At 74.0% G+C, this 21,645-nt stretch carries 19 protein-coding genes; 11 read left to right on the top strand and 8 right to left on the bottom strand.

The genetic code is table 11. From position 1 onward, the window contains the following. Nucleotides 1–161 precede the first annotated feature (161 nt). Complete coding sequence (locus tag ACGFRB_RS01280; protein ID WP_363002250.1) at nt 162–1,100, bottom strand: DUF3027 domain-containing protein; 939 nt, start codon at nt 1,098–1,100, stop codon at nt 162–164. A gap of 330 nt (nt 1,101–1,430) precedes the next feature. Here ACGFRB_RS01280 and ACGFRB_RS01275 point away from each other — a divergent pair, with 330 nt between their 5' ends. The 4 genes from ACGFRB_RS01275 (at nt 1,431) to ACGFRB_RS01260 (ending at nt 5,834) form a co-directional block, all read left to right on the top strand. After that, on the top strand, nt 1,431–3,236 hold the full coding sequence (locus ACGFRB_RS01275; protein ID WP_393237411.1) for a hypothetical protein: 1,806 nt from the start codon (nt 1,431–1,433) through the stop codon (nt 3,234–3,236). A 287-nt stretch (nt 3,237–3,523) separates the two neighbouring features. Next, nucleotides 3,524–4,006: a DUF2771 domain-containing protein gene (locus tag ACGFRB_RS01270; RefSeq protein WP_363002246.1), complete on the top strand. Its 483-nt coding sequence runs from the start codon at nt 3,524–3,526 to the stop codon at nt 4,004–4,006. A 14-nt stretch (nt 4,007–4,020) separates the two neighbouring features. After that, on the top strand, nt 4,021–4,986 hold the full coding sequence (locus ACGFRB_RS01265; RefSeq protein ID WP_393238194.1) for a futalosine hydrolase: 966 nt from the start codon (nt 4,021–4,023) through the stop codon (nt 4,984–4,986). After that, entirely contained in the window at nt 4,983–5,834 is an 852-nt protein-coding gene (locus tag ACGFRB_RS01260) for a 1,4-dihydroxy-6-naphthoate synthase (RefSeq protein WP_363002242.1), read from the top strand. Before ACGFRB_RS01265 ends, ACGFRB_RS01260 begins: the two co-directional genes overlap by 4 nt. Before the next feature lie 258 nt (nt 5,835–6,092). Here the strand turns inward: ACGFRB_RS01260 and ACGFRB_RS01255 are convergent, their stop codons facing one another. Further along, nucleotides 6,093–6,476 carry a cold-shock protein gene (locus ACGFRB_RS01255; protein ID WP_363002240.1) on the bottom strand — a complete coding sequence of 128 codons (384 nt, stop codon included), beginning with the start codon at nt 6,474–6,476 and terminating at the stop codon, nt 6,093–6,095. A 181-nt stretch (nt 6,477–6,657) separates the two neighbouring features. Between ACGFRB_RS01255 and ACGFRB_RS01250 the strand changes: the two genes are divergently transcribed. After that, complete coding sequence (locus ACGFRB_RS01250) at nt 6,658–6,948, top strand: hypothetical protein (RefSeq protein ID WP_393237407.1); 291 nt, start codon at nt 6,658–6,660, stop codon at nt 6,946–6,948. Here ACGFRB_RS01250 and ACGFRB_RS01245 read toward each other — a convergent pair. Next, on the bottom strand, nt 6,936–7,565 hold the full coding sequence (locus tag ACGFRB_RS01245; RefSeq protein ID WP_393237404.1) for an HAD family hydrolase: 630 nt from the start codon (nt 7,563–7,565) through the stop codon (nt 6,936–6,938). The two genes, ACGFRB_RS01250 and ACGFRB_RS01245, sit on opposite strands and share 13 nt — an antisense overlap. Before the next feature lie 261 nt (nt 7,566–7,826). Between ACGFRB_RS01245 and ACGFRB_RS01240 the strand changes: the two genes are divergently transcribed. The 3 genes from ACGFRB_RS01240 to ACGFRB_RS01230 all read left to right on the top strand — a co-directional run bounded on the left by ACGFRB_RS01240 (nt 7,827) and on the right by ACGFRB_RS01230 (nt 10,986). Continuing rightward, nucleotides 7,827–8,867 (top strand): FecCD family ABC transporter permease, encoded by a 1,041-nt coding sequence (locus tag ACGFRB_RS01240; RefSeq protein ID WP_393237401.1) that lies wholly within the window; start codon nt 7,827–7,829, stop codon nt 8,865–8,867. 143 nt (nt 8,868–9,010) lie between these two features. Beyond that, nucleotides 9,011–10,033: a FecCD family ABC transporter permease gene (locus ACGFRB_RS01235; protein WP_393238191.1), complete on the top strand. Its 1,023-nt coding sequence runs from the start codon at nt 9,011–9,013 to the stop codon at nt 10,031–10,033. Beyond that, nucleotides 10,030–10,986: an ABC transporter ATP-binding protein gene (locus tag ACGFRB_RS01230; protein ID WP_393237398.1), complete on the top strand. Its 957-nt coding sequence runs from the start codon at nt 10,030–10,032 to the stop codon at nt 10,984–10,986. Before ACGFRB_RS01235 ends, ACGFRB_RS01230 begins: the two co-directional genes overlap by 4 nt. An 87-nt stretch (nt 10,987–11,073) precedes the next feature. Here ACGFRB_RS01230 and ACGFRB_RS01225 read toward each other — a convergent pair whose 3' ends face one another. Next, nucleotides 11,074–12,066, bottom strand: coding sequence for a zinc-binding alcohol dehydrogenase family protein (locus tag ACGFRB_RS01225; protein WP_393237395.1), 993 nt, complete (start codon nt 12,064–12,066; stop codon nt 11,074–11,076). Nucleotides 12,067–12,247: 181 nt separating this feature from the next. On the opposite strand from ACGFRB_RS01225, the gene ACGFRB_RS01220 reads away from it, so the two are divergent. Then, a complete protein-coding gene (locus ACGFRB_RS01220) occupies nt 12,248–12,598 on the top strand; it encodes an ArsR/SmtB family transcription factor (RefSeq protein ID WP_393237392.1) in 351 nt (116 codons plus the stop codon). Nucleotides 12,599–12,749: 151 nt separating this feature from the next. Here the strand turns inward: ACGFRB_RS01220 and ACGFRB_RS01215 are convergent, their stop codons facing one another. After that, a complete protein-coding gene (locus ACGFRB_RS01215; protein WP_393237389.1) occupies nt 12,750–13,829 on the bottom strand; it encodes a hypothetical protein in 1,080 nt (359 codons plus the stop codon). Nucleotides 13,830–13,870: 41 nt separating this feature from the next. Between ACGFRB_RS01215 and ACGFRB_RS01210 the strand changes: the two genes are divergently transcribed. Further along, entirely contained in the window at nt 13,871–16,606 is a 2,736-nt protein-coding gene (locus tag ACGFRB_RS01210; RefSeq protein ID WP_393237386.1) for a helicase-associated domain-containing protein, read from the top strand. A 5-nt stretch (nt 16,607–16,611) separates the two neighbouring features. Here the strand turns inward: ACGFRB_RS01210 and ACGFRB_RS01205 are convergent, their stop codons facing one another. Then, on the bottom strand, nt 16,612–17,217 hold the full coding sequence (locus ACGFRB_RS01205) for a Uma2 family endonuclease (protein WP_393237383.1): 606 nt from the start codon (nt 17,215–17,217) through the stop codon (nt 16,612–16,614). A gap of 214 nt (nt 17,218–17,431) precedes the next feature. Here ACGFRB_RS01205 and ACGFRB_RS01200 point away from each other — a divergent pair, with 214 nt between their 5' ends. Then, entirely contained in the window at nt 17,432–19,102 is a 1,671-nt protein-coding gene (locus ACGFRB_RS01200; protein ID WP_363002220.1) for a DNA repair helicase XPB, read from the top strand. Between the two features lie 273 nt (nt 19,103–19,375). On the opposite strand, the gene ACGFRB_RS01195 is transcribed toward ACGFRB_RS01200, so the two are convergent. After that, a complete protein-coding gene (locus tag ACGFRB_RS01195) occupies nt 19,376–20,839 on the bottom strand; it encodes a glucose/sorbosone family PQQ-dependent dehydrogenase (protein WP_393237380.1) in 1,464 nt (487 codons plus the stop codon). A 409-nt stretch (nt 20,840–21,248) separates the two neighbouring features. Beyond that, nucleotides 21,249–21,632, bottom strand: a complete 384-nt coding sequence (locus tag ACGFRB_RS01190) for a hypothetical protein (protein ID WP_393237377.1) — start codon at nt 21,630–21,632, stop codon at nt 21,249–21,251. Nucleotides 21,633–21,645: the final 13 nt, after the last annotated feature.

Here is a 21,645-nt window from a genome sequence, read left to right as displayed (position 1 = left end):
GCAGGGCCCGCCGGCACGTACGACCGCCACCGCACGTCAGGGGGTACGGGCTCGCGCCTCACGGACGTACGGGCCCGCCCTCCTGGAACCCAGGGCAGGACCGACCCGAACACGCCCCCTACGGGTCACGAGACGGACCGCGAGACGAGTCCCGAGACGGGCTACGAGTGCCCCAGGTCCTCCGAGGTGTCGTCCGGCTCCGAAGTCGAGCCCGAGTCCTTCGCCGGGCGGAGCGGGAACTCGTCCGCCGAGACCGAGTCGAGGACCGGCGCCGCCGGACGCGGCGGCGTCGGCATGACGGCAGCCTCGGAGTGCCCGCCACAGCCGTACGCGAGCGACACGACCCGGCCGTCGGCCGGCGAGAAGGCATTGGCGCAGACGCCGAACCCCTGCTTCAGGGAGCCCGCCATCGGCACCAGGAAGGCGCAGGAGACACAGGTCGCGGGGGCGGCCTGGGCCATCGGCGTGTTCGGGCCGAACGCCTCGTCCCAGCGGTCGGCCGCGAGGCGCAGCCCGTACCGGGACAGCACCCGGGCCCGGCGCATGCCCAGCTCGTCGGCGACGGCCGCGACGGTACCGCGCGACGGGGCGCGGCCGGTGATCTCGGCGTCCTCGGCGTCCAGGTGCTCGGCCATCTCCTCGGAGAGGGCGGAGTTCGGCGGCGGCGTGTCCTCGCCCGTGTAGCCCGGCTCCAGACGCAGATCGTCCTGGTCGGTCGGGAGCAGGTCGCCGGGCCCCATGTCGCCCGGGCGCAGCCGCTCGCTCCACGGCACCCACTCGGGCGCGAGGAGCGCGTCGGGGCCGGGCAGCAGGACGGTCTCGTCGAGCGTGACGTTCTTGGCGCGGGACGCGCGGGTCACGGTGACGGCCCAGCGCCAGCCCCGGTAGCCGGGCTCCTTCGACTCGAAGAAGTGCGTGACGACCCGGTCGCCCTCGGCGACGGTCTCCACATGCTCGCCGACCACGCCCGGCGCGGCCGCCTCCTCGGCGGCCTCCCTGGCGAGGTCTACCGCCTCGGCGCAGAGACGGTCTGGGGTACGCGCGGCTCGCGGGGCACGCGGGGCTCGCTGGGTACGGCTTCGCGTCGTCGCAGCACTCACAGGTCTCGCTTCTCTCCTACGCCGTCTCACGGGTGCGCCGGCCGAGGAGCGGGAGCGAAGGCCTGGGCAGTGGGCGGAGCGGACCTGAGGGCCGCATCGACGTCCACGCCCGACGATCTCTCGATCTCTCGATCTCTCGCATGACTCGGGCACACCTATCGTCATCCATTCTGCGGGATGCCGAAGAGGCGCGCGGCCGAGCACATCCGCCGGTGGCGCGCTACGCACGCTACCCCGTTCGCCGCGCTCAGCCCACCTGCGCGCCCCAAGTGGCCCGCATGCCGGACGCCGCGCGGCCCGCCGGAGCCGCGCGTGGGGCACTATGGCGAGGTGGCAGCCGCACGGTCTCCCGCACGATCCCACGATCATGCCGGACCGCTCAGCCGAGCGGGCCGGAGGGTCGGGCGCGCCCTGCGACTGCCGTTCACCGCCGCCGCGCGGGGCATTCGCCGCGTCACGCACGCGCACGGCGCGGGCGAGACGGGCCTGGGCAAACTGATCGAACTGCACGCCGTGAACGGCGCCGGCGACGTGATGATCACCGTCGCCCTCGCCTCCACCGTCTTCTTCGCCGTGCCCACCGACGAGGCGCGCGGCCGGGTCGCCCTCTACCTGGCCATCACGATGGCTCCGTTCACGCTTCTCGCACCCGTCATCGGCCCGCTGCTCGACCGGCTCCCGCACGGCCGCCGTGCGGCCATGGCGGCCTCGATGCTGGCCCGCGCGATGCTCGCCGTCGCGCTGTCCGTCACGATCGCGCACGGCGGAATCCAGATGTACCCGGTGGCGCTCGGCGTGCTCGTGGCGTCGAAGGCGTACGGGGTGGTGCGCAGCGCCGTCGTGCCTCGGCTGCTGCCACCGGACTTCTCGCTGGTCCGGGCCAACTCGCGGGTGACGCTCGCGGGCCTGCTGGCGACCGGCGCCGCCGCGCCGATCGCGGCCGGGCTCCAACTGGTGGGACCGGGCTGGCCGCTGTACGGGGCGTGCGCCGTGTTCCTCCTGGGCGGGTACTGGGCGCTGCGGCTGCCGCCCGGTGTGGACTCCGCGAAGGGCGAACGGCGCGCCCGGCTGCTCACGACCGGAGAGGGCGGGGACGGCGGAGAGGGCGCGAACGGCACGGCCGGCTGGGGAGGCGGCGGAACGGTCCCGGGGACAGCGGGGGCCGACGGGCCCTCAGGAGCCTTCGGGGCCGCCGGGGCTGCCGGGCCTTCAGAGACCACAGGGGCCGTCGGGGCCGCCGGGACCACCGGGACCACCGGGGCCGCCGAGCCCCGCGCGTACCCCGCGACCTCCTCTACTACGGCTCCCGCGGCTTCCGCGACCCCCACGGCCTCCACGGCGCCTTCCGAGGCGACCCCCGAGCCGCAGACCCCCGCCACCCCCCCAGCGGCCCCAGGTGGCCCCAGGAAGGGCCCTGAGGCCCCTGGCGGGGACATCCCCGGGATGATCCCGTCGGCGGCGCCCCAGGGCCCCCCAGGCCGCCGTTACGGACGGAGCCGGACGCGCGGCGAACGGAAACCGAATCTACGGACGGTCGGCCCGGCCGTCCTGCACGGCCTCCAGGCGAACGCCGCGCAGCGCATGCTGGGCGGCTTCCTGATCTTCTTCCTGGCGTTCCTGCTGCGCGTGCACCCGCTGCCGGGGCAGAGCGCGGCGGTGTCGCTCGGCATCGTGGGAGTGGCGGCGGGCGTCGGCAACGCCTGCGGGACCGCGATCGGCTCCCTGCTGCGCGGCCGGGGCCGGCGCCCCGAGGTGATCATCGCCACCATGCTGTCGGCCGTCCTCGCCACCACGGTCCTCGCGGCGGTGTTCTTCGGCGGCCCCATGGTCGCGGTGCTCGGCGGGACGGCGGGCCTGACGCAGGCTCTGTCCAAGCTGTCGCTCGACGCGCTGATCCAGCGGGACGTGCCGGAGTCGGTGCGCACCTCGGCGTTCGCCCGTTCGGAGACGGCGCTTCAGATGGCGTGGGTGGTGGGCGGCGGCATCGGCATCGCGCTGCCGCTGAACGGCCCGCTGGGCATGGCGGTCGCGGCCGGCATCCTCGGCCTCGGCGCGCTGCTGTCCCTGCGGGGCCTGATCGCGGAGTCCCGGCGGCACGGGCCGCACGGGAACACTCCTCGGCCCCAAGTGGCATAGGCGAACCACCGCCCCTCCGCCGCCGGGCTGCCGCGGCGGGGCGTCCCGAGGCCGTTCGCGGTGCCCTCGCGGGGCGGCCGCGGGGCCTCCCATGTGGCCGCACGCACGCGTACACGCGGATGCGCGGAGTACGTACGGCATATGCGGTACGGAGGGCGGCACCGCCCCGTACGGCGTCACGCGCGCCTCCCCGTGCCGCCGTTCCGGTGGGGCGAGGCGGGGGTCTGTCAGGCGGCACGCCGTACCCCCGCGTGTCGTGGACGCGGCGGACCGATAGCCTTCGGGCCATGACCGTTGCGTTCCTCACCCCCAAGCGCCGCCGGGCCGCCCTGGCCGTCGGGGCCGTCTCCGCGGGGCTCCTCGTCCTGTCCGCCTGCGAAAAGCCGACCCCGCTCGCGACCGTGACGGTCGGGACCACGTCGGTGAACACCGGGGCTGCCTGCTACAACGACGGCAAGCCGCTCCCGGAGAAGGACATCCCGGGCTGCCTCAACAAGAAGCCCACCCAGTCCATCTCCGTGGACCCCGCCATGGACCAGGTCCGCTTCGGCGTCGATCCCAAGATCGCCGACATGGGCTGGACGATCTTCCTCGGGGGCCGGAACGCGGAGCCGGAGCCGTTCAAGGGCACCTTCCGCTCCATCCCGGCCAGCGCCTTCTTCTCCAGCCAGATGGGCCAGGCCCCGGAGGAGACCCAGGTGACCATCGTCGCGAACTCCGGCAAGAACGTGGCCGGGATCTGGCACTTCGAGCTCAAGAAGAAGTCCTGACCCTGTCCCCTCGCATTCTGGTCGTGACGGCCGTGGCGGCGGAGGCTGACTCCGTCGTCACGGGCCTCGGCCACCCCGCGGAACCGGCCGGCGCCGGCGCCGCGGACTCCCTTGCCGCCGCCGCTGCCGGAACGATCCGGCTGCCCGGCGGCCTGGTGGTGCGCCGCCTCACGGTCCCGGACACCCTCGGCACGCCTGACACTCCCGGCGTATCCGACACTCCGGACACGCCCGGCGCGCCCGGCGCTCCGGGCACCCTCGCCACGCCGGGCCTCACCCGCCCCACTGGCCTCACGAGTCTTACCCGCCCCACTGGCCTCACTGTCGACGTGCTCGCCGCAGGCGTCGGTCCCGCGGCGGCCGCCGCCGCGACCGCCACGGCCCTGGCCATCGCGGCCACCGGCGCCTCCCCCGCGAACAGCGGCCCCGACGGGGGCCTGAACGACGCCCCGGACGGCCGCCCGTACGACCTCGTGATCTCCGCCGGGATCGCCGGCGGCTTCGCGCCGCGCGCGCCCCTCGGGAGCGTCGTCGTCGCGGACCGGATCGTCGCCGCCGACCTGGGGGCCCAGACTTCCGACGGCTATCTCGCCGTCGAGGAACTCGGTTTCGGGCGGTCCGCCCACCCCGTCGCACCCACGCTGACCAGCCGGATCGCGCGAGCCCTCGCGGACGCCGGCCGGCCGGCCGTCGTCGGCCCGGTGCTCACCGTCTCGACCGTGACCGGTACCGCCGCGCGCGCCGCCGAGCTGGCGGCCCGTCACCCGGGTGCCGCCGCCGAGGCCATGGAGGGCTTCGGGGTGGCGGAGGCCGCCGCCGCGTACGGCGTGCCCGTCGCCGAGATCCGCGCCGTGTCCAACGCCGTCGGCCCGCGCGACCGCGCCGCCTGGCGGATCGGCGAGGCCCTGGCCGCGCTGCGCGACGCCTTCCAGCAGCTTCGCCACACCGTCTTCGTGGACCCCGAGGGAATCCCGCAGTGAACCTGAAGATCGCCTACTCGCCCTGCCCCAACGACACCTTCGTCTTCGACGCCTGGGCCCACGACCGCGTCCCCGGCGCGCCGCGCCTCGACGTGACCTTCGCCGACATCGACCTCACCAACGGGTGGGCCGAGCGCGGCGACGGGGCATATGACGTACTGAAGGTCTCGTACGCCGTCCTGCCGTGGATCCTCGACGAGTACGCGCTGCTGCCCTGCGGCGGCGCGCTGGGCCGAGGCTGCGGACCGCTCGTCCTCACGCGCGAGACGACCGATCCGGCGGAGCTGGCGGGGAAGACGATCGCGGTGCCGAGCGAGCGCTCGACCGCGTATCTGCTGTTCCGGCTGTGGGCCGCCGACACCATCCCCGGCGGGGTCGGCGAGATCGTGGTGCTGCCGTTCCACGAGATCATGCCGGCCGTCCGGGACGGCAAGGTGGACGCCGGGCTCGTCATCCACGAGGCACGGTTCACCTATCAGGATTACGGGCTGCACGCGCTTGCCGACATGGGCGCGCACTGGGAGCTGACCACCGGCCTGCCGATCCCGCTCGGCGCGATCGTGGCCCGGCGCTCGCTGGGCGAGGACACCCTGCGGCTGCTCGCCGACTCGGCGCGCGCCTCGGTTCGGATGGCCTGGGACGACCCGGCCGTCTCCCTGCCGTACGTACTTGAGAACGCGCAGGAGATGGACCCCAAGGTCGTCGATCAGCACATCGGTCTCTACGTCAACGAGTTCACCGCCGACCTCGGCGAGAACGGCTACGCCGCCGTCCGGGGGCTCCTCACGCGCGCGGCGGCCGAGGGTCTCGTCCCGGCGCTCGCCCCGGACGCGCTCCGCTTCCCGTAGGACCCGTAGGACCCGTAGGACCCGTAGGGGACATCCCCTCGGGGCCCCCTACGGGGAAGCCCCGGGTACGGCGAAGGGCGCACACCCGTAGGGGTGCGCGCCCTCGCGTCTCAGAAGGAGAGCCGGCGGAGTCTGTGGTGCCGGTGGTGCCGGTGGTGCCTGAACCCCCAGGTCACCGGCCCGTACGGGTCACACGGTCGCACGGTCACGCGGTCACACACCTCACGGGGACCGCGCCGGTCGCGGGAACGACCGGCGTCACACGTCGAGCTGGTCGGCGACCGCCCGCAGCAGGCCGGCGATCTTCGCGCCGTGCGCCTTGTCGGGGTAGCGGCCCCGCTCCAGCATCGGAGTGATGTTCTCCAGGAGCGTGGTCAGGTCCTGGACGATGGACGCCAGTTCGTCGGGCTTACGGCGCTGCGCCGCGGCGACGGACGGGGCCGGGTCGAGGACGACCACGGAGAGCGCCTGGTCACCACGCTGACCCGCGACGACACCGAATTCCACGCGCTGCCCCGGCTTCAGTGCGTCGACTCCGGCGGGGAGCACCGACGAGTGCACGAAGACGTCGCCGCCGTCGTCACGGGAGAGAAAGCCGAAGCCCTTCTCGCTGTTGAACCATTTGACCTTGCCGGTAGGCACGTCCGTCCTCGTCCTCGTACTCGATGGGGGCGCCGGGAGCCCGGCTCTGCGGAAAAGTTCTCGTGAGAGACAGAGAGCGGGTCGCGATGACGACCCGCCGGGGACCAAGGCTAATGGCCTCAGGGCCGCTGACAAGACGCCATCGGCGCGTTCCACCCGGCCAGGGAACTACCCTGGCCGAATGCGTAGTGAAACCCCCTCGGCCCCGGCCCCGGCCCCGGCGGACGACAGCGCCGCCGGAGACGGTCTGGTCCGCGCCGGTGTGATCGTCTTCATCGTGGGCGCGGTCGCGACCCTCGTCACCGTGGCGCCGCTACTGCTCGGCACCGCCCCGTTCCCGACGGTCGCCTACCTCGTCTCCATGCTGATGGGCGTCGGCTTCCTGGTCGCCGCCGCCGGCGTGCTGCGCTCGATCGCCGTGCAGCGCCGCCGGGCACGGGCCGTCCAGGCCGCCGCGGTTCAGCCCCGGTAGCCCTCCCACCAGCGGCGGAAGTCCGTCAGATCGCGCAGGACGACCTGCGCGCCCGCGGCCCGCAGCTCCTCGGCGGCGCACGGCCCGGTGGTCACCGCGACCGACAGGGCGCCGGCCGTGGCCGCGCCGCGCACGTCGCCTATGTGGTCGCCCACGTACACCTTCGCACCGTGCGCGCTCAGGGCCTCCGCCTTGCCCTCGGCCCACAGTCCGCCGACGACCTCGTCGGCCTCGATACCGAGGTGGGACAGGTGCAGCCGCGCGAGCGGCGCGTTCTTCGCGGTGACGACGATCGCCCGGCCGCCCGCCTCGCGAACGGCTTGAATCGCATCCTTCGCACCGGGCAGCGCCGGGCTCGGCTCGATGGCGTGCACCGGGTACAGCGCGCGGTAGCGCTCCGCCATCTCCGTCACCCGCTCCGCCGGGAACCACTCCGCCAGCTCCCGCTCCAGCGGCGGCCCGAGCCGGGAAACCGCCAGGTCGGCATCGATCGGAACGCCGGTCTCGGCGGCGATCACGAGGTAGGTCGCCTTGATGCCGGGGCGCGAGTCGACGAGCGTCATGTCGAGATCGAAGCCGACGGTGGGTGCCGCGTAGGTGCTCTGCATAGGGCCCATTGTGCCCGCGTACGCGAAAACGCCGGGGTCTAGACTTAGCCAAGCCTTACCAAACCTCCCCCGCGTTTCTCCCTCGTTTCCCTCTCTTTTCAGCCCTGCGCGGCCCCACCCGGCCGTGGACCGTCGCACCATCGAACGGCCCGTCCGTCCGCACGCTTCACCAGCCCGTCTGTCCGTCAGTTTCGCCAGTCCTTCAGCCCGTCAGTTTCGCCAGTCCGTCAGTTCGTCAGTTCGTCAGTCCCGAGCCTCCGGTGGGTGCCGATGACCGCCACGTCCCCCTCGTCCGCCATACGCACCCGGGGCGCGCCCCGGCGAGTCGTCGCGATCACGGCGGGGGTCGTCGCCCTGCTGCTCGCGGTCGTCCTCAGCCTCGCAGTGGGTGCCCGCGCCATCGCGCCGTCGACGGTGTTCGACGCTCTGACACACAGCGGCCCCGGCGCGCTGAGCCCCGACGCCGAGGTCGTACGGGAACTGCGCCTGCCTCGTACGCTCATCGGACTGATGGTCGGCGCGGCCCTCGCCCTCGCCGGAACCGCCCTCCAGGGCATCACCCGCAACCCGATCGCCGACCCCGGCATCCTCGGCATCAGCCAGGGCGCGTCGGTCGGGGTCGTCCTCGCCATCGCCTTCGCCGGGGTGCACACCCTTACGGGTTACGTGTGGTTCGCCTTCGCGGGCGCCGCGCTCGCCTCCGTCGCCGTCTACGCCATCGCCGCCGCCGGACGCGGCGGCGCCACGCCGGTGAAACTGGCGCTCGGCGGGGCGGCCGTCAACGCGCTTCTGCTGTCGGTGACGACCGGTGTCCTGACGACGAAGGCCTCGGCGCTCGACGAGTTCCGGTTCTGGCAGATCGGCTCGCTGGACGGACGGGACGCCCAGATCGTCGGCCAGGTCTGGCCGTTCCTGCTGCTCGGCGCGGCCTTGGTGGTGTCGGTGGCGCGCGGGCTCGACGCGCTCGCGCTCGGCGAGGACGTCGCCCGGGGGCTCGGGCAGCGGGTCGCCACGGTGCGGATCGTGGGCGGTCTCGGCGCGACCGTGCTGACCGGCGCGGGAGTCGCGGCGGCCGGCCCGATCGCGTTCGTGGGGCTCGCCGTACCGCACATCGCCCGCGCGGTCGTCGGCTCCGACCACCGCTGGGTGCTGCCGATGGCGGCGCTCATCGGGCCGGTGATGCTGCTGGTGTCGGATGTCGTCGGCCGGGTCCTGTTCCCGCCGGGCGAGGTGCCGGCCGGGGTGATGACGGCGCTGATCGGGGTGCCGTTCCTGGTGACGCTGGTACGGCGCAAGGCGGTGCCCGCGTGAGCGCCCCCGAGAACACGGCCGCCGCCCCGGCGACCGCCGCGAAGGCCGGGAGCGCCACGGCGAAAACGGGGAGTGCCGCCGCCGATCCCCGCGCCCGGCACGACCACCACGCCCACGCGCGCGTACGTCCGTACGGCCACGCGCTGGTACGCGCCGGCCGCTTCTCCTTCCTCCTGCACCGGCGTTCCGTCCTCGTCGGGGCGGGCCTGCTGCTCCTGCTGGCCGCCGCGTCGGTCGCGTACCTCTGCGTCGGCGAGCGGTTCACCGCCCCCTCCGAGGTCCTGCGGATACTGCTGACCTCCGAGCGCTCGCCCGCCCGCTTCGCCGTCGAGGAACTGCGGCTGCCCCGGCTCGTGACCGGTCTGATGGTGGGCGCCGCGTTCGGGATCGCGGGCGCGCTCATCCAGACCGTCGCCCGCAATCCGCTCGCCAGCCCCGACGTCATCGGCATCAGCCAGGGCGCGGGCGCGGTGACGGTCGCCGCGATGACCTTCGGGCTCGTGTCGTTCGACCTGATCCCCTACGTGTCGATCGCGGGCGGACTGCTGGCCGCCGGCCTCGTCTACGCGTTCGCGTGGCGCGGCGGGCTGCACGCCACCCGGTTCGTCCTCATCGGCATCGGTTTCGCGATCGCGCTGCGCTCGCTGATCCATCTCTTCATGACGAAGGGCGACTACCTCGTCGCCCAGCAGGCCCAGATCTGGATGACCGGCTCACTCAATGGGCGCGGCTGGGACGAGGCGGCGCCGCTGCGCTGGGCGCTGCTCGCGCTCCTCCCGGCGCTCGTGTGGGCGGCGCGGGCCCAGCGGACGGTGTCGCTGGACGACGACACGGCGACCGCGCTCGGCGTGCGGCTGGGGCGGGTCCGGCTCGGGCTCGTGGCCGTCGGTGTGACGCTCGCGTCGGTCGCGACGGGGGTGGCCGGGCCGGTGGACTTCGTGGCGCTGCTCGCCCCGCAGATCGCCCGCCGCACCACCCGTACCGCGCAGATCCCGCTCTTCGCGTCGGCCCTGCTCGGCGCGCTGATCGTGGTGCTCGCCGACCTGCTGGGCCGGCGGTTGTTGTCCCCCACCGAACTGCCGGTGGGTGTCCTGACGGCGGCGGTCGGCGCCCCGTACCTGATCTGGCTGATCGTGCGCGGCCGTGGAGTGGGAGGCAGGTCATGAGCGTTCGGACGGAACAGTCCGTGAAGAAGCCGGGCGGGGCAGGCGGAGCGGGCGGGACGAGCCGGCTGACGGCGCGCGGGCTGACGCTCGCGTACGAGGAACGGACGGTCGTCGAGGAGCTGGACCTCGCGATCCCGGACGGGCGGGTGACGGTGATCGTCGGCCCGAACGCGTGCGGCAAGTCGACCACCCTGCGCGCCCTCGGCCGGCTGCTCAAGCCGAAGGGCGGGGCCGTCCTGCTCGACGGCGAGGAGCTGGCGAAGCTGCCGACGAAGCGGATCGCCCGCTCCATAGGGCTGCTGCCGCAGACCCCGGTCGCGCCGGAGGCCATCACGGTCGCGGACCTGGTAGCGCGCGGCCGGCAGCCGCACCAGGCGTGGTGGAAGCAGTGGTCGGAGGAGGACGAGCGGGCCGTCGTCGACGCGATGGAACGCACCGATGTCACCGCCCTCGCCGACCGGTCGGTGGACGAACTGTCCGGCGGTCAGCGCCAGCGGGTCTGGATCGCGATGGCCCTGGCACAGGAGACCGATCTGCTGCTCCTGGACGAGCCCACCACCTATCTGGACATCTCCCACCAGGTCGAGGTCCTGGACCTGGTCCGCCGTCTCAACCGGGTCCGGGGCCGCACGGTGGTCGTCGTCCTGCACGACCTCAATCAGGCCGCCCGGTACGCCGATCACCTGGTCGCCATGAAGGCGGGCCGTGTGGTGGCGGAGGGATCGCCGGCCGAGGTCGTCACGGCGGAGCTGGTACGGGAGGTCTTCGGCCTGGAGTCGGTGGTCGTCCCGGACCCGGTGACGGGGTCGCCGCTGGTGGTGCCGGGAGCGCCCTGGGCGGAGGAGGGGGAGGAGGCGGAGTCGCCGGCCGAGGCAGAGGGCGAGGCGGAGGGCGAGGCGGAGGGCGAGGACGACGGGCCCGGGGCTGGGGCCGGGGTCGAGGCCGGGGTCTAGGGGCGTCCGGCGAACGAAGGCCGCCTGGCATATGCCAGGCGGCCTTCGTCGTACAAACGCGGGTCCCCCACCCTCGGGTCGGGTCGGCTACGCGACCTTCAGCAGGAGCTTGCCCGTGCTCGTACGGGAGCCCATCAGGCGGTGCGCCTCGGCCGCGTCCGCGAGCGGGAACTCGGCGGTGACGGGGAGGACGACCGTACCGTCCACGACCTTGGCGAAGGCCTCTTCGGCGAGAGTGCGCAGGGCTTCCGGCGCGGTCTGGGAGAGGGTCAGGACGGAGAAGCCGGAGACGGAGATCCCGGCCGGGTAGAGCTCGGGCTGGCCGACTCGCCACGGCTCGGCGGAACTGGCGTTGCCGAAGGAGACCAGACGGCCGAAGACGGCGAGGGCGGCGAGGGCGGCCTCGAACACCGCGCCGCCGACCGGGTCCAGGACCAGGTCCACCCCGCGCCCTCCGGTCGCCGCGCGGACCGCCTTCTCCAGAGCCCCCGGGTCCTGCCCGAAGTCGCCGGTGAACAGCTCGTCGTAGCCGTGTTCGCGCGCGTACGCGGCCTTGGCGGGCGAGGACACCGTGCCGTACACCGCGCCCGCGCCCGCCGCCTTCGCGAGCCGGCCGACGACGGTGCCGATGCCGCCCGCCGCGCCGTGCACGAGGACGGTCTCGCCCGGCTGGAGCCGGCCGATCGCGTGGATCAGGGCCTGGGCGGTGGGCAGCACGGTGGGCAGGGTCGCGGCGGTCCGCAGGCCGATGCCCGCCGGAACCGGGAAGACGGTCGCGGCCTCGGCCACGGCCACCTCGGCGTACCCCCCGCCGGCGGTCAGGGCGGCCACCTCCTGGCCGACGGCGGGGCCGGTGACCCCCGGGCCGAGGGCGCGGACCCGGCCGGAGACCTCCAGGCCGGGGCGGAAGGGCAGGGTGTCGACGCGGTAGCCCTCGGCGCGGGCCTTGAGATCGGCGAAGTTCACCCCGGCATATGCCACATCGATGCTCACCTGTCCGGCGCCGGGCTCGGGGACATCGACGTCCACCGCCTTCAGTACCTCCGGACCGCCGAACTCCCCCGCCTCGATCGCACGCATACCGCACCTCCGGTTCGGCGGAGGGCGTGCCGCCGACCACCTCGGCTGTTCAATGAAAAGCGAACACTGCCGACTGTATGATCGCCATCGAACACTCCGCAACCCCTTCACTCCTGTCGACATGAAGGAACCGCCGGGATCGGCGGAATCGCCTGGCCGCGTACGGCTCCGGGAGGACAGCGTGACGACGAGCAGTCATCGGGCCGCGCCCGAACACACCCACCCCGACGACGTCCCCCTCCTCACCGCCCTCGCGGCCCTCGCCGACCCGGTGCGGATCTCCCTCGTCCGCGCCCTCGCGGGCTCGGAGGAGTGGACACGGGCGTGCGGCAGCTTCGACGTACCCGTCGGCAAGGCGGCACTCAGCCACCACTTCGCGGTGCTGCGCGCGGCGGGGCTCGTCGAACAGCGCGACCAGGGACCCAAGCGGGTCAACCGGCTGCGCCGCGCCGAGTTCGAGGCCCGTTTCCCGGGCCTGCTGCATCTCGCACTGCGCGACGACGACGACCGGCCGGACCCCACGGACGGGTAGGGAGCGGGCAGGCCGCCGCCCGGCGAAGACCAGGCGGCCCGGCGGAAAAGTCCACCCGCCGGTCCGGGCAGGCGGGCAGGCGGTCAGGCGGGCAGGCGGTCAGGCGGTCAGGCGGCCGGACGAAAGCCGACCCGGGCGGCCCGGCCGGGACTCAGACAGCCCTGCGGCGGGCCCGCCAAAGCAGGAAGAGCGCCGAGGCGACCGCCGCCATCCTCAGGATCCACGGCCAACTGTCGCCGAGCGCCGTGCTCAGCCCCGCGTCCCGCGCACCGGCCGCGCCCTGCGCGAGCGGCTCGCCCCAGTGCCCCATCGCGCGCCCCCACAGCCAGACGAAGCCGCCGCCCACGACCATGCCGGGAACCACGAGAGCGGCGCCCTTGCGTTCACGGGAGAGGTACGCGAGGACCCAGCCCGCGGCGAGCGGGATGAGCGAGTCGAGGGCCGCACCCACCAGGAGCAGGCCGGCGGCGACCAACAGGAGCAGGGCGCCGGGGCCGAAACCGCTCCACACGCGACGTACCTGAGCGCCTTCCTCCCTGCCCTCCCCCGCCTCGTGTCCCCCGGCGGCCTCCGCCCCGGGTTCGGCGTCCTCCTCGGAGCCCTCCTCGCCCTCGGACTCCTCCGGGTTCTCGGTACGCGGCGGCCTCAGCAGATCGGCGATCTCCACGCCGCCCACGAAGCCCGGCACCCCGCCCGTTTCCCGGTCCCAGTCGCCGTTCGGGTCCGCGAACGTGGCGTTCTCATGCCACCACCCGCCCGGCACCCCCGGCGCCGCCTCCTCGCGCGGCGCGGGAAAGGACAGCGCGGACGGCGCGGACTGCGCGGACGGCGTGGCACCGGCACCGTCCCCCCGGCGGGAAGCGGGCGGCACCTCGGACCCGCGGGGCCGGGGCAGCTCCACCGGCGCCGGTCCGGGGCCGGGGGCCTTCGCGAGGCGCGAAGGCGAGCCCGCGCCCGAATCCCGGCCCGCACCCGAATCCCGGCCCGCGCCCGGATCCGGATTCGCGGCCGGTGCGACCCGCCCGACCAGCGCGTCCGGTTCCCCCAGCGCGCGCAGGATCCCCGGCACCCGCTCGCCCTTCACCGCGCGGCGCCGCTCGATCTCGTCCCGCAGCCCCGTGACAAGCTCACGGCGCTCGGCGGCCGGTACCTGGCGCTGCTGTGCCAGGTCGCCGACCCGGCTCAGATAGTCGAAGACCAACCGGTCGTTCTCGATCCCCTCGTTCCCCACGGCACGACGGTAGCGCCTGCGCAGGAGCTAACGTGGTGCGGATGGGGATCGGTGAGCTCGACCGGGAGGCGCACGTGCCCGTAGGAACAGACGGCGGCGACGCCGGCCAGGGGCCGCACGAGGCCCCGGGCCGGGGGCCGGGCGGCGCATCCGCGTCCGGTCAGACCCCGCGCACCCTCGCGGAGGCGCTGCGCGCCGGGGGCGACGACGCGCTCGGGGCCCTGCTGCGGGCCCGTCCGGACCTCCTCGCGCCGGTCCCGAACGATTTGACCCAGCTGGCCACCCGGGCCGGTACGCGCGCGTCGGTCGTCCGGGCCCTGGAACGGCTCGACAGGTTCGCCCTGCGTACCGCCGAGGCCCTCGCCGTGGCCCCGGACCCCGCCCCCTATCCCGTACTCCTCGGTCTGCTCGCCGGTGACACGCCGGACCCCGCCATCGAGCGGGCACTGCCCCGCGCGGTGGGCGTGCTGCGCGCGCAGGCGCTGGTGTGGGGCGACGACGAGCGGCTGCGGCTGGTGCGCACCGCGCGTGAACTCCTCGCACCCTCCCCGCAGCACCCCTCGCCCACCGGCCTCGGCCCCACGGTCGCGGAGGCGACGGCCGGGATGTCGCCGGGCCGGCTCCAGGAGATCATCGCGGCGGCCGGGCTGCCCGCGACCCACGATCCGGTGTCGGCGGTGGCGGCGCTGACGGACCTGTTCACGGACCGTACGAGGATGGCGGCGCTGCTCGACACCGCGCCGCCCGAGGCGCTCGCCGTACTCGACCGGCTGGTGTGGGGCCCGCCGTACGGCGAGGTCACGGCCGACCCGGCGCCCCCGGTCCGGTGGCTGCGCGACCGGGGTCTGCTGCTGCCCGCCTCGACCCGCACCGTGGTCCTGCCGCGCGAGGCCGCCCTGCATCTGCGCGGCGGGCGGGCGCACCGCGCGGCGGAGCCGGACGCGCCGGTGGTGACGGCGGCCCGCGAATACCGTCCACAGGCGGTGGACAACGCGGCGGCCGGTCAGGCATATGCCGCGCTGGCGACCGTCGGCGAGCTGCTGAAGTCCTGGGACCTCGGCGGCCCGCCGGTGCTGCGCGCGGGCGGTCTCGCCGTCCGCGACCTCAAGCGCACGGCGGCGGCACTCGACGTACCCGAGCGGATCGCGGCGTTCTGGCTGGAGCTGGCGTACGGCGCGGGGCTGCTCGCCTCGGACGGCGAGGCGGACGAACGGTACGCCCCCACTCCGGCATATGACAGCTGGCTCGACCAGCCGCCCGCCGAACGCTGGGCCGGACTCGCCGCCACCTGGCTGGCCGCCACCCGCACCCCCGCCCTGGCCGGCGGCCAGGACACCAAGGGACGTACGCTCGCCGCCCTCGGCCCCGGCCTGGACCGCTCGGCCGCCCCCGAGGTCCGCCTCCGGGTCCTCGCCCTCCTCGCCACCCTCCCGCCGGGCGCCGCCGCCGATCCGGAGACGGTGCTCGCCCGGCTGCGCTGGGACCGCCCGCCGCGCGGGGACTTCGCCGGTGCGGCACGGGCCATGGGAGGCACGGGCGGTGCGGGAGGGGTGGCCGACTCTCGGGAACAGCTCGCCCGCTGGGCCCTGGAGGAGGCCGAACTCCTCGGCATCACCGGCCGCGGCGCGCTCGCCGCCCCCGCCCGCGCACTCCTGAACCTGCCGCTCGCCGAGGCCGTACCCGACATCCCGGGTGCCCCCGGCGCTCCCGGCGCCTCCACCGCCCCCGACCCCCTCGGCGTCCTGACCGAGGCCGCCCAGGCGTGCGAACCGGCCATCGCCGCCTCGCGCGCCGCCACCCTCCTCGCCCCGCTGTTCCCCGAGGCCGTCGACCACATCCTGCTCCAGGCCGACCTGACCGCCGTCGCCCCGGGACCGCTGCCGCGCCCGCTCGCCGACACGCTGTCCGTCCTCGCCGAGGTCGAGTCCAAGGGCGGGGCGACCGTCTTCCGCTTCACACCCGGCTCCGTACGCCGCGCCCTCGACTCCGGGCGCACCGCCTCCGACCTGCACGCCTTCCTCAGCGCGCACTCCCGCACCCCGGTGCCGCAGCCGCTGTCGTACCTGATCGACGACGTGGCACGGCGGCACGGCCATCTGCGGGTCGGCGCCGCCTCCTCGTACGTCCGCTGCGACGACGACACCGTGCTCGGCGAGATCCTCGCCGACCGGCGCGCGGCACCGCTGGGGCTGCGCCGGCTCGCGCCCACGGTCCTCGCCGCGCAGGCGGACCCGGCGGCGCTGCTCGACGGGCTGCGGGGAATGGGGTACGCGCCGGCGGCCGAGTCCGCCGAGGGCGACGTCCTGATCACCCGCGCCGACGCCTACCGCACCCCGCCCCGTACCGCCCCGGCCCCGGTCCCCGAGGGCCCGCCCGCACCCGACGCGACCCTGCTCGCGGCGGCCGTCCGGGCGATCCTCGCGGGCGACCGGGCCGCGACCGTCGCCCGCAAGGAGCCGACGACCGGGGCTGCGGACGCGGGCGTGGGCGCCGGCGCGGGCGCGGGTACGGCCCCTGCGGCCCCCCGGGCGGACGGCGGCCTCCCCCGCACCTCCGCCGCCGAGACCCTGGCCACCGTCCAGGCCGCCGCGATGACGGGCACGGCGGTCTGGATCGGCTACGTCAACGCGGAGGGCGCGGCCAGCCAGCATGTGATCGCCCCGGTCCGCGTCGAGGGCGGCTTCGTGACGGGCTACGACCACACGGCCGACGAGGTCCGCACGTACCCCTTGCACCGGATCACGGGGGTGGCGGAGCTGGCGGAGGAGGACGTCTAGGGAGGTCAGAAGTCCGGCTGGAAGTCCGTCCGCTTCGTGCGCGGGCGGACGAGCCGGCCCGGGTCGAGCTTCAGCGGGAACGGCGCCTCGATCGCCGTCTCCCGCCCCGCCTCGGCCACCGCCCGCTCGGCGTACCGCCCCTCGCTCAGCTCCGAGACGATCAGCGCGGGCAAGGGTTCGGGCTCCAGACGCCACAGGTGCTCGATGCCGGCCTCGGCGTAATACGGCGGCTTGAGCAGCCGGTCGGTGCGGCGGCCGGAGGACGACGGCGAGACGATCTCGACGACGAGGAGCACCGCTTCCGAGTCGACGGCGATCGGGTCCTCGGCGGCGGCCGATGCCTCGACCACGGCGATGTCGGGGACGAAGAGCCCGTCGGGCAGCGCGACGTTCACCGCCCCGAACACCTCGGCGTGCGCACCGGCCCGCCGCACGGCGTCGTCCAGCAGCCGCCGAAGACGCGAGAGCGCCCGCTGGTGCGCGACCCCCGGCGCGGGTGAGAGCAGCAACGCCTCGCCCACCCGCTCACGCCGCTGCCCCCGGTCCTCCCCCAGGGCGAGGACGCGCTCGGTCGTCCAGGGCCCGGCATACGGCTCGTCCCAGGCGGCCATCCCGCCACCTCCCACTCGGCTCGACTCGACTCGACTCGACTCGGCTCGACTCGACTCGACTCGGCTCGGTGGTCCGACGTACCGAGACTGGCAGAGACGACCGACATCGCCCCGTTCCTCGCCCGACCCCGCCCCGTACCCCTCGCCCATCAGGCAAACTGGATGTTTGGCCGCGTTCGGCCGCGTGGAACGCGTGGAAGGGAAAACACGACCCGTGAACGGTCCACTCATCGTCCAAAGTGACAAAACGCTCCTGCTGGAAGTCGACCACGAGCGGGCCGACGACTGCCGGCGCGCCATCGCCGCGTTCGCCGAGCTGGAGCGGGCGCCCGAGCACATCCACACCTACCGTGTGACGCCGCTCGGCCTGTGGAACGCGCGTGCCGCCGGGCACGACGCCGAGCAGGTCGTGGACGCGCTCGTGGAGTTCTCCCGCTACCCCGTCCCGCACGCGCTGCTCGTGGACGTCGCCGAGACGATGGCCCGGTACGGGCGGCTGACGCTGTCCAAGCACCCCACGCACGGGCTCGTCCTGACGACCACCGACCGGCCCGTCCTGGAGGAGGTCCTCCGGTCGAAGAAGGTCCAGCCGCTGGTCGGCGAGCGGATCGACCCGGACACCGTGGTCGTGCACCCCTCCGAGCGCGGGCAGATCAAGCAGACGCTGCTCAAGCTGGGCTGGCCGGCCGAGGACCTCGCCGGTTACGTGGACGGCGAGGCGCACCGGATCGACCTGGCCGAGGACGGCTGGTCCCTGCGTCCGTACCAGCAGCAGGCCGTCGAGGGTTTCTGGCACGGCGGCTCCGGCGTCGTCGTGCTGCCCTGCGGCGCGGGAAAGACGCTGGTCGGCGCCGGTGCGATGGCCCAGGCGAAGGCGACCACGCTGATCCTCGTCACCAACACGGTCTCGGCCCGGCAGTGGAAGCACGAGCTGATCAAGCGGACCTCGCTGACCGAGGACGAGATCGGTGAGTACAGCGGCGCGAAGAAGGAGATCCGGCCGGTCACCATCGCCACGTACCAGGTGCTGACGACCAAGCGGAAGGGCGTCTACCCGCACCTGGAGCTGTTCGACTCCCGTGACTGGGGCCTGATCGTGTACGACGAGGTGCACCTGCTGCCCGCGCCCGTCTTCAAGTTCACCGCCGACCTCCAGGCCCGCCGCCGGCTCGGGCTGACGGCGACGCTCGTACGGGAGGACGGGCGCGAGTCCGACGTCTTCTCGCTCATCGGGCCGAAGCGTTTCGACGCGCCGTGGAAGGAGATCGAGGCGCAGGGCTACATCGCGCCCGCCGACTGCGTGGAGGTACGGGTCGACCTCACGGACGGCGAACGGCTCGCGTACGCGACGGCCGAGGCCGAGGAGAAGTACCGGTTCTGCGCGACGACGGCGACCAAGCGCAAGGTCACCGAGGCGCTGGTGAAGAAGTTCGCCGGGCAGCAGATCCTGGTCATCGGGCAGTACATCGACCAGCTCGACGAACTCGGCGCGCACCTGGACGCCCCGGTGATCAAGGGCGAGACGTCGAACGCGCAGCGCGAGAAGCTGTTCGACGCCTTCCGCAACGGGGAGATCAACGTCCTCGTCGTGTCGAAGGTCGCCAACTTCTCCATCGACCTGCCCGAGGCGACCGTGGCCATCCAGGTCTCCGGCACCTTCGGTTCCCGGCAGGAGGAGGCCCAGCGCCTCGGCCGGGTGCTGCGGCCGAAGGCCGACGGCCACCAGGCGCACTTCTACTCGGTGGTCGCGCGCGACACCATCGACCAGGACTTCGCGGCCCACCGCCAGCGGTTCCTGGCGGAGCAGGGGTACGCGTACCGGATCCTCGACGCGAGCGAGCTGCTGAGCGGCGGGAACGGGGAGACGGGGGCGGAGGCCCCGTAGGGCCTCCGGCTGTCCGCCACGGGATCCGGAGCCCCCGGCCCTGGGACGCGCCGGCCACGATTGCCGGTTCGCCGGCCGTCGGCTCGCGTGCGGACGGGTCGCGTGCGGTCGGATCGCGTGCGGTCGGATCGCGTGCAGACGGGTCGCGTGCGGACGGGTCGCGTGCGGTCGGATCGCGTGCAGACGGCCGGCCGCGCGGTGAACGCGCCGAGGCGCACGCCCGCCCCCAGCCTGCGGGGACGGGCGTGCGCGCGAGGAGGGACGGTGTGCGGTCTACTTCTGGACGCGGAATGCCAGGATGGCGCCAGGGTTGGCCAGTTCGGTGGTCGGCGCTCCCGTGCTCACGTTGCGGACCAGGCCGGCGCTGTCCGTCGCCACGTAGACGGTCTTGCCGTCAGGGGAGAGCGCGATGGCGCGGTAGCGGTTCTGCGAGGTCCAGATGCGCTCCGGGTTGCCGACCCTCCGGCCGTCGGGGGACACCTTGAGCCGGTACACGCTGCCGTCCTTGAGCGTGGTGATCAGCAGGGAGTTCTTCCAGCCGGGCACGCCGTCTCCGGCGTAGTAGGTCAGGCTGGAGGGCGCCACCGTGGGGTAGCAAATGAAGTACAGCCCGCCTTCGGCGCACTTCGGGTTCCGGAAGTTGAAGTCGTTGCCGACCGTGGTACCGAGCGTGCTGATCGGTGGGACGAACGCGCCCTTCCAGTCGGTCTCCTTCTGCTGCGGCACCGACGGCGGGATGTCGATGTCGTCGTAGGTGAGGTCCTTGCACGGCGTAGGCGTCGACGCCGACCAGTTCGCGTACGTATACGCCTTGTCGTCGCGCCAGCCCGCCACATGCGGCCAGCCGTAGTTCCGGCCCTTGCGGATGATGTTGACCTCGTCGTCCGTCTTCGGGCCCTGGTCGGTCTGGTACAGCGTGCCGCTCGGGGAGAAGTCCAGCCCCTGGCTGTTGCGGTAGCCGTACGAGTAGACGTGGCTGCGCACGCCGTCGAGGGCCGGGTTGTCGGCGGGGATCGACCCGTCGAGGTTCATCCGGAGGATCTTGCCCTGGTACGGAGCGAACCAGGCGTGCTGGTCGACCTCGTTCCGGGTGGGCAGCCGCTGGGCCCAGTTCGGGTTGCAGAAGTGCGCCAGCTGGTTCGCGCCCTGGTCGCCGACGGTGTAGTACAGCTTGCCGTCGCCGCCGATCCGGAGCCGGGCCGACTGGTGGTCCGTGCCGGAGGGCAGGCCGGTGAGGATGTCCGTGGGGCTCCCGAGCGTGTGCCGCCTGGTGTCGAGCGTGTAGCGGACGATCTTCAGCCGCCGGGTCTCGCCGGTGACGGCGGCGGGAGTGCGGGTCTGATAGGTGTACGACACGTACACGTGGGTCGCGCCGTTGCCGCCGTAGCCCTTGCCCGCCTGGTGAAAGGCGAGGCCCAGCAGGCCGTCCTGGCCGCCTTCGGAGTGGTGCGCCTTGCCCGTCAGGTCCAGCGCGGTCGTCTTGGCCCCGGTGGCCGGATTTATTCGGACGACCTTCAGACCGCTTTTCTCGGTGGTCCACAGATGTCCGTCGGGGCCCCACAGCAGCTCGTAGGGGTCGTTGAGCCCGGTCGTCAGCACGCTCTTCGAGAACCCGGGAGTGGGTGCGGGCGAGGAGGGGTCGGGCGCACCACCCGCCGTCGCCGGGACGCTGGTGGCCAGGGTGACGCCCAGGGCCAGCGCGGAGACCGCGACGAGCGCGGGGGATCGATGCTTCACGGCAGTCGCCTTTCGGTGGGGGACGTGGGTACCGCCGAGAAACAACCTCCGTTGGGCCCCGACGCGCCGCAACTCACCACATCCGGCTGATCACACCGGGTGAGAGAGATCCTCCCGCGTGCGACGGACCCGTTTCCCCCAGCGGAGCCGGTTCCCCCGCCGCCCGGCCGGCGCCCCACGACGGTTCCCTTCGCTACGCCGAACGGCTGACCGCCCGAACCCGGTGACGGACCCCGGTGACAGACGTCCGGGCGGTCACCGGTGGCAGCGGCGAGGGACGGTCGCAGACCGGCGCTCCCTCGCGTGACCTGCCGGAACGCCACGGAGCGTGGCAGAAGGCCCGGGATTGGTTCGCCCGGGGGAAGGCCCGGGGAAGGCCCGGCATGCGAAAGGTACGGGGCGCCCGGCGTCAGTCCAGCAGGGCCAGCACCGGGGCGCCGAGCGCGAGAGCGTACTGGGCGATCAGCAGGGCCTTGCGAGGCAGGAAGAGGACGGCCAGTCCGGTGAGGCCGGACAGCACGAGGGCCCAGCCGGCGGCGCTTGTGAAGCCGCCGGCGACACCGTCGCCGCTGACGGCGTCGCCGAGGACGACGGCCCCGGTGACGGCGGCGCAGACGAAAAGAAGAACGAACCCGAAGCCGGCGAACACCCGCAAAGCGCGCGCGTTCGCGGCAATGGTCCCGGCCCCTTCCCTCCTCCCGTCCCTCTTCCCCTCCCCTCCGGCCTCGGGCTGAGGCGTGGCGGTCGCGGGGTCCGGGGGCTCGTTCGGCAGCGGCGTCGTCATCGAGGTCATGCCCTCATCACAG

The sequence above is a fragment of the Streptomyces sp. NPDC048718 genome (assembly GCF_043198875.1).
Lineage (GTDB): Bacteria > Actinomycetota > Actinomycetes > Streptomycetales > Streptomycetaceae > Streptomyces.
This window is presented reverse-complemented; position numbering and strand designations above follow the sequence as displayed.

Coding starts and splice junctions, on each gene's coding strand:
- ACGFRB_RS01225 (WP_393237395.1), bottom strand. CDS start 12,066: ATGCGTGCGATCGAGGCGGGGGAGTTCGGCGGTCCGGAGGTACTGAAG.
- ACGFRB_RS01240 (WP_393237401.1), top strand. CDS start 7,827: ATGACCGCCACGTCCCCCTCGTCCGCCATACGCACCCGGGGCGCGCCC.
- ACGFRB_RS01230 (WP_393237398.1), top strand. CDS start 10,030: ATGAGCGTTCGGACGGAACAGTCCGTGAAGAAGCCGGGCGGGGCAGGC.
- ACGFRB_RS01205 (WP_393237383.1), bottom strand. CDS start 17,217: ATGGCCGCCTGGGACGAGCCGTATGCCGGGCCCTGGACGACCGAGCGC.
- ACGFRB_RS01210 (WP_393237386.1), top strand. CDS start 13,871: ATGGGGATCGGTGAGCTCGACCGGGAGGCGCACGTGCCCGTAGGAACA.
- ACGFRB_RS01270 (WP_363002246.1), top strand. CDS start 3,524: ATGACCGTTGCGTTCCTCACCCCCAAGCGCCGCCGGGCCGCCCTGGCC.
- ACGFRB_RS01250 (WP_393237407.1), top strand. CDS start 6,658: ATGCGTAGTGAAACCCCCTCGGCCCCGGCCCCGGCCCCGGCGGACGAC.
- ACGFRB_RS01245 (WP_393237404.1), bottom strand. CDS start 7,565: ATGGGCCCTATGCAGAGCACCTACGCGGCACCCACCGTCGGCTTCGAT.
- ACGFRB_RS01190 (WP_393237377.1), bottom strand. CDS start 21,632: ATGACCTCGATGACGACGCCGCTGCCGAACGAGCCCCCGGACCCCGCG.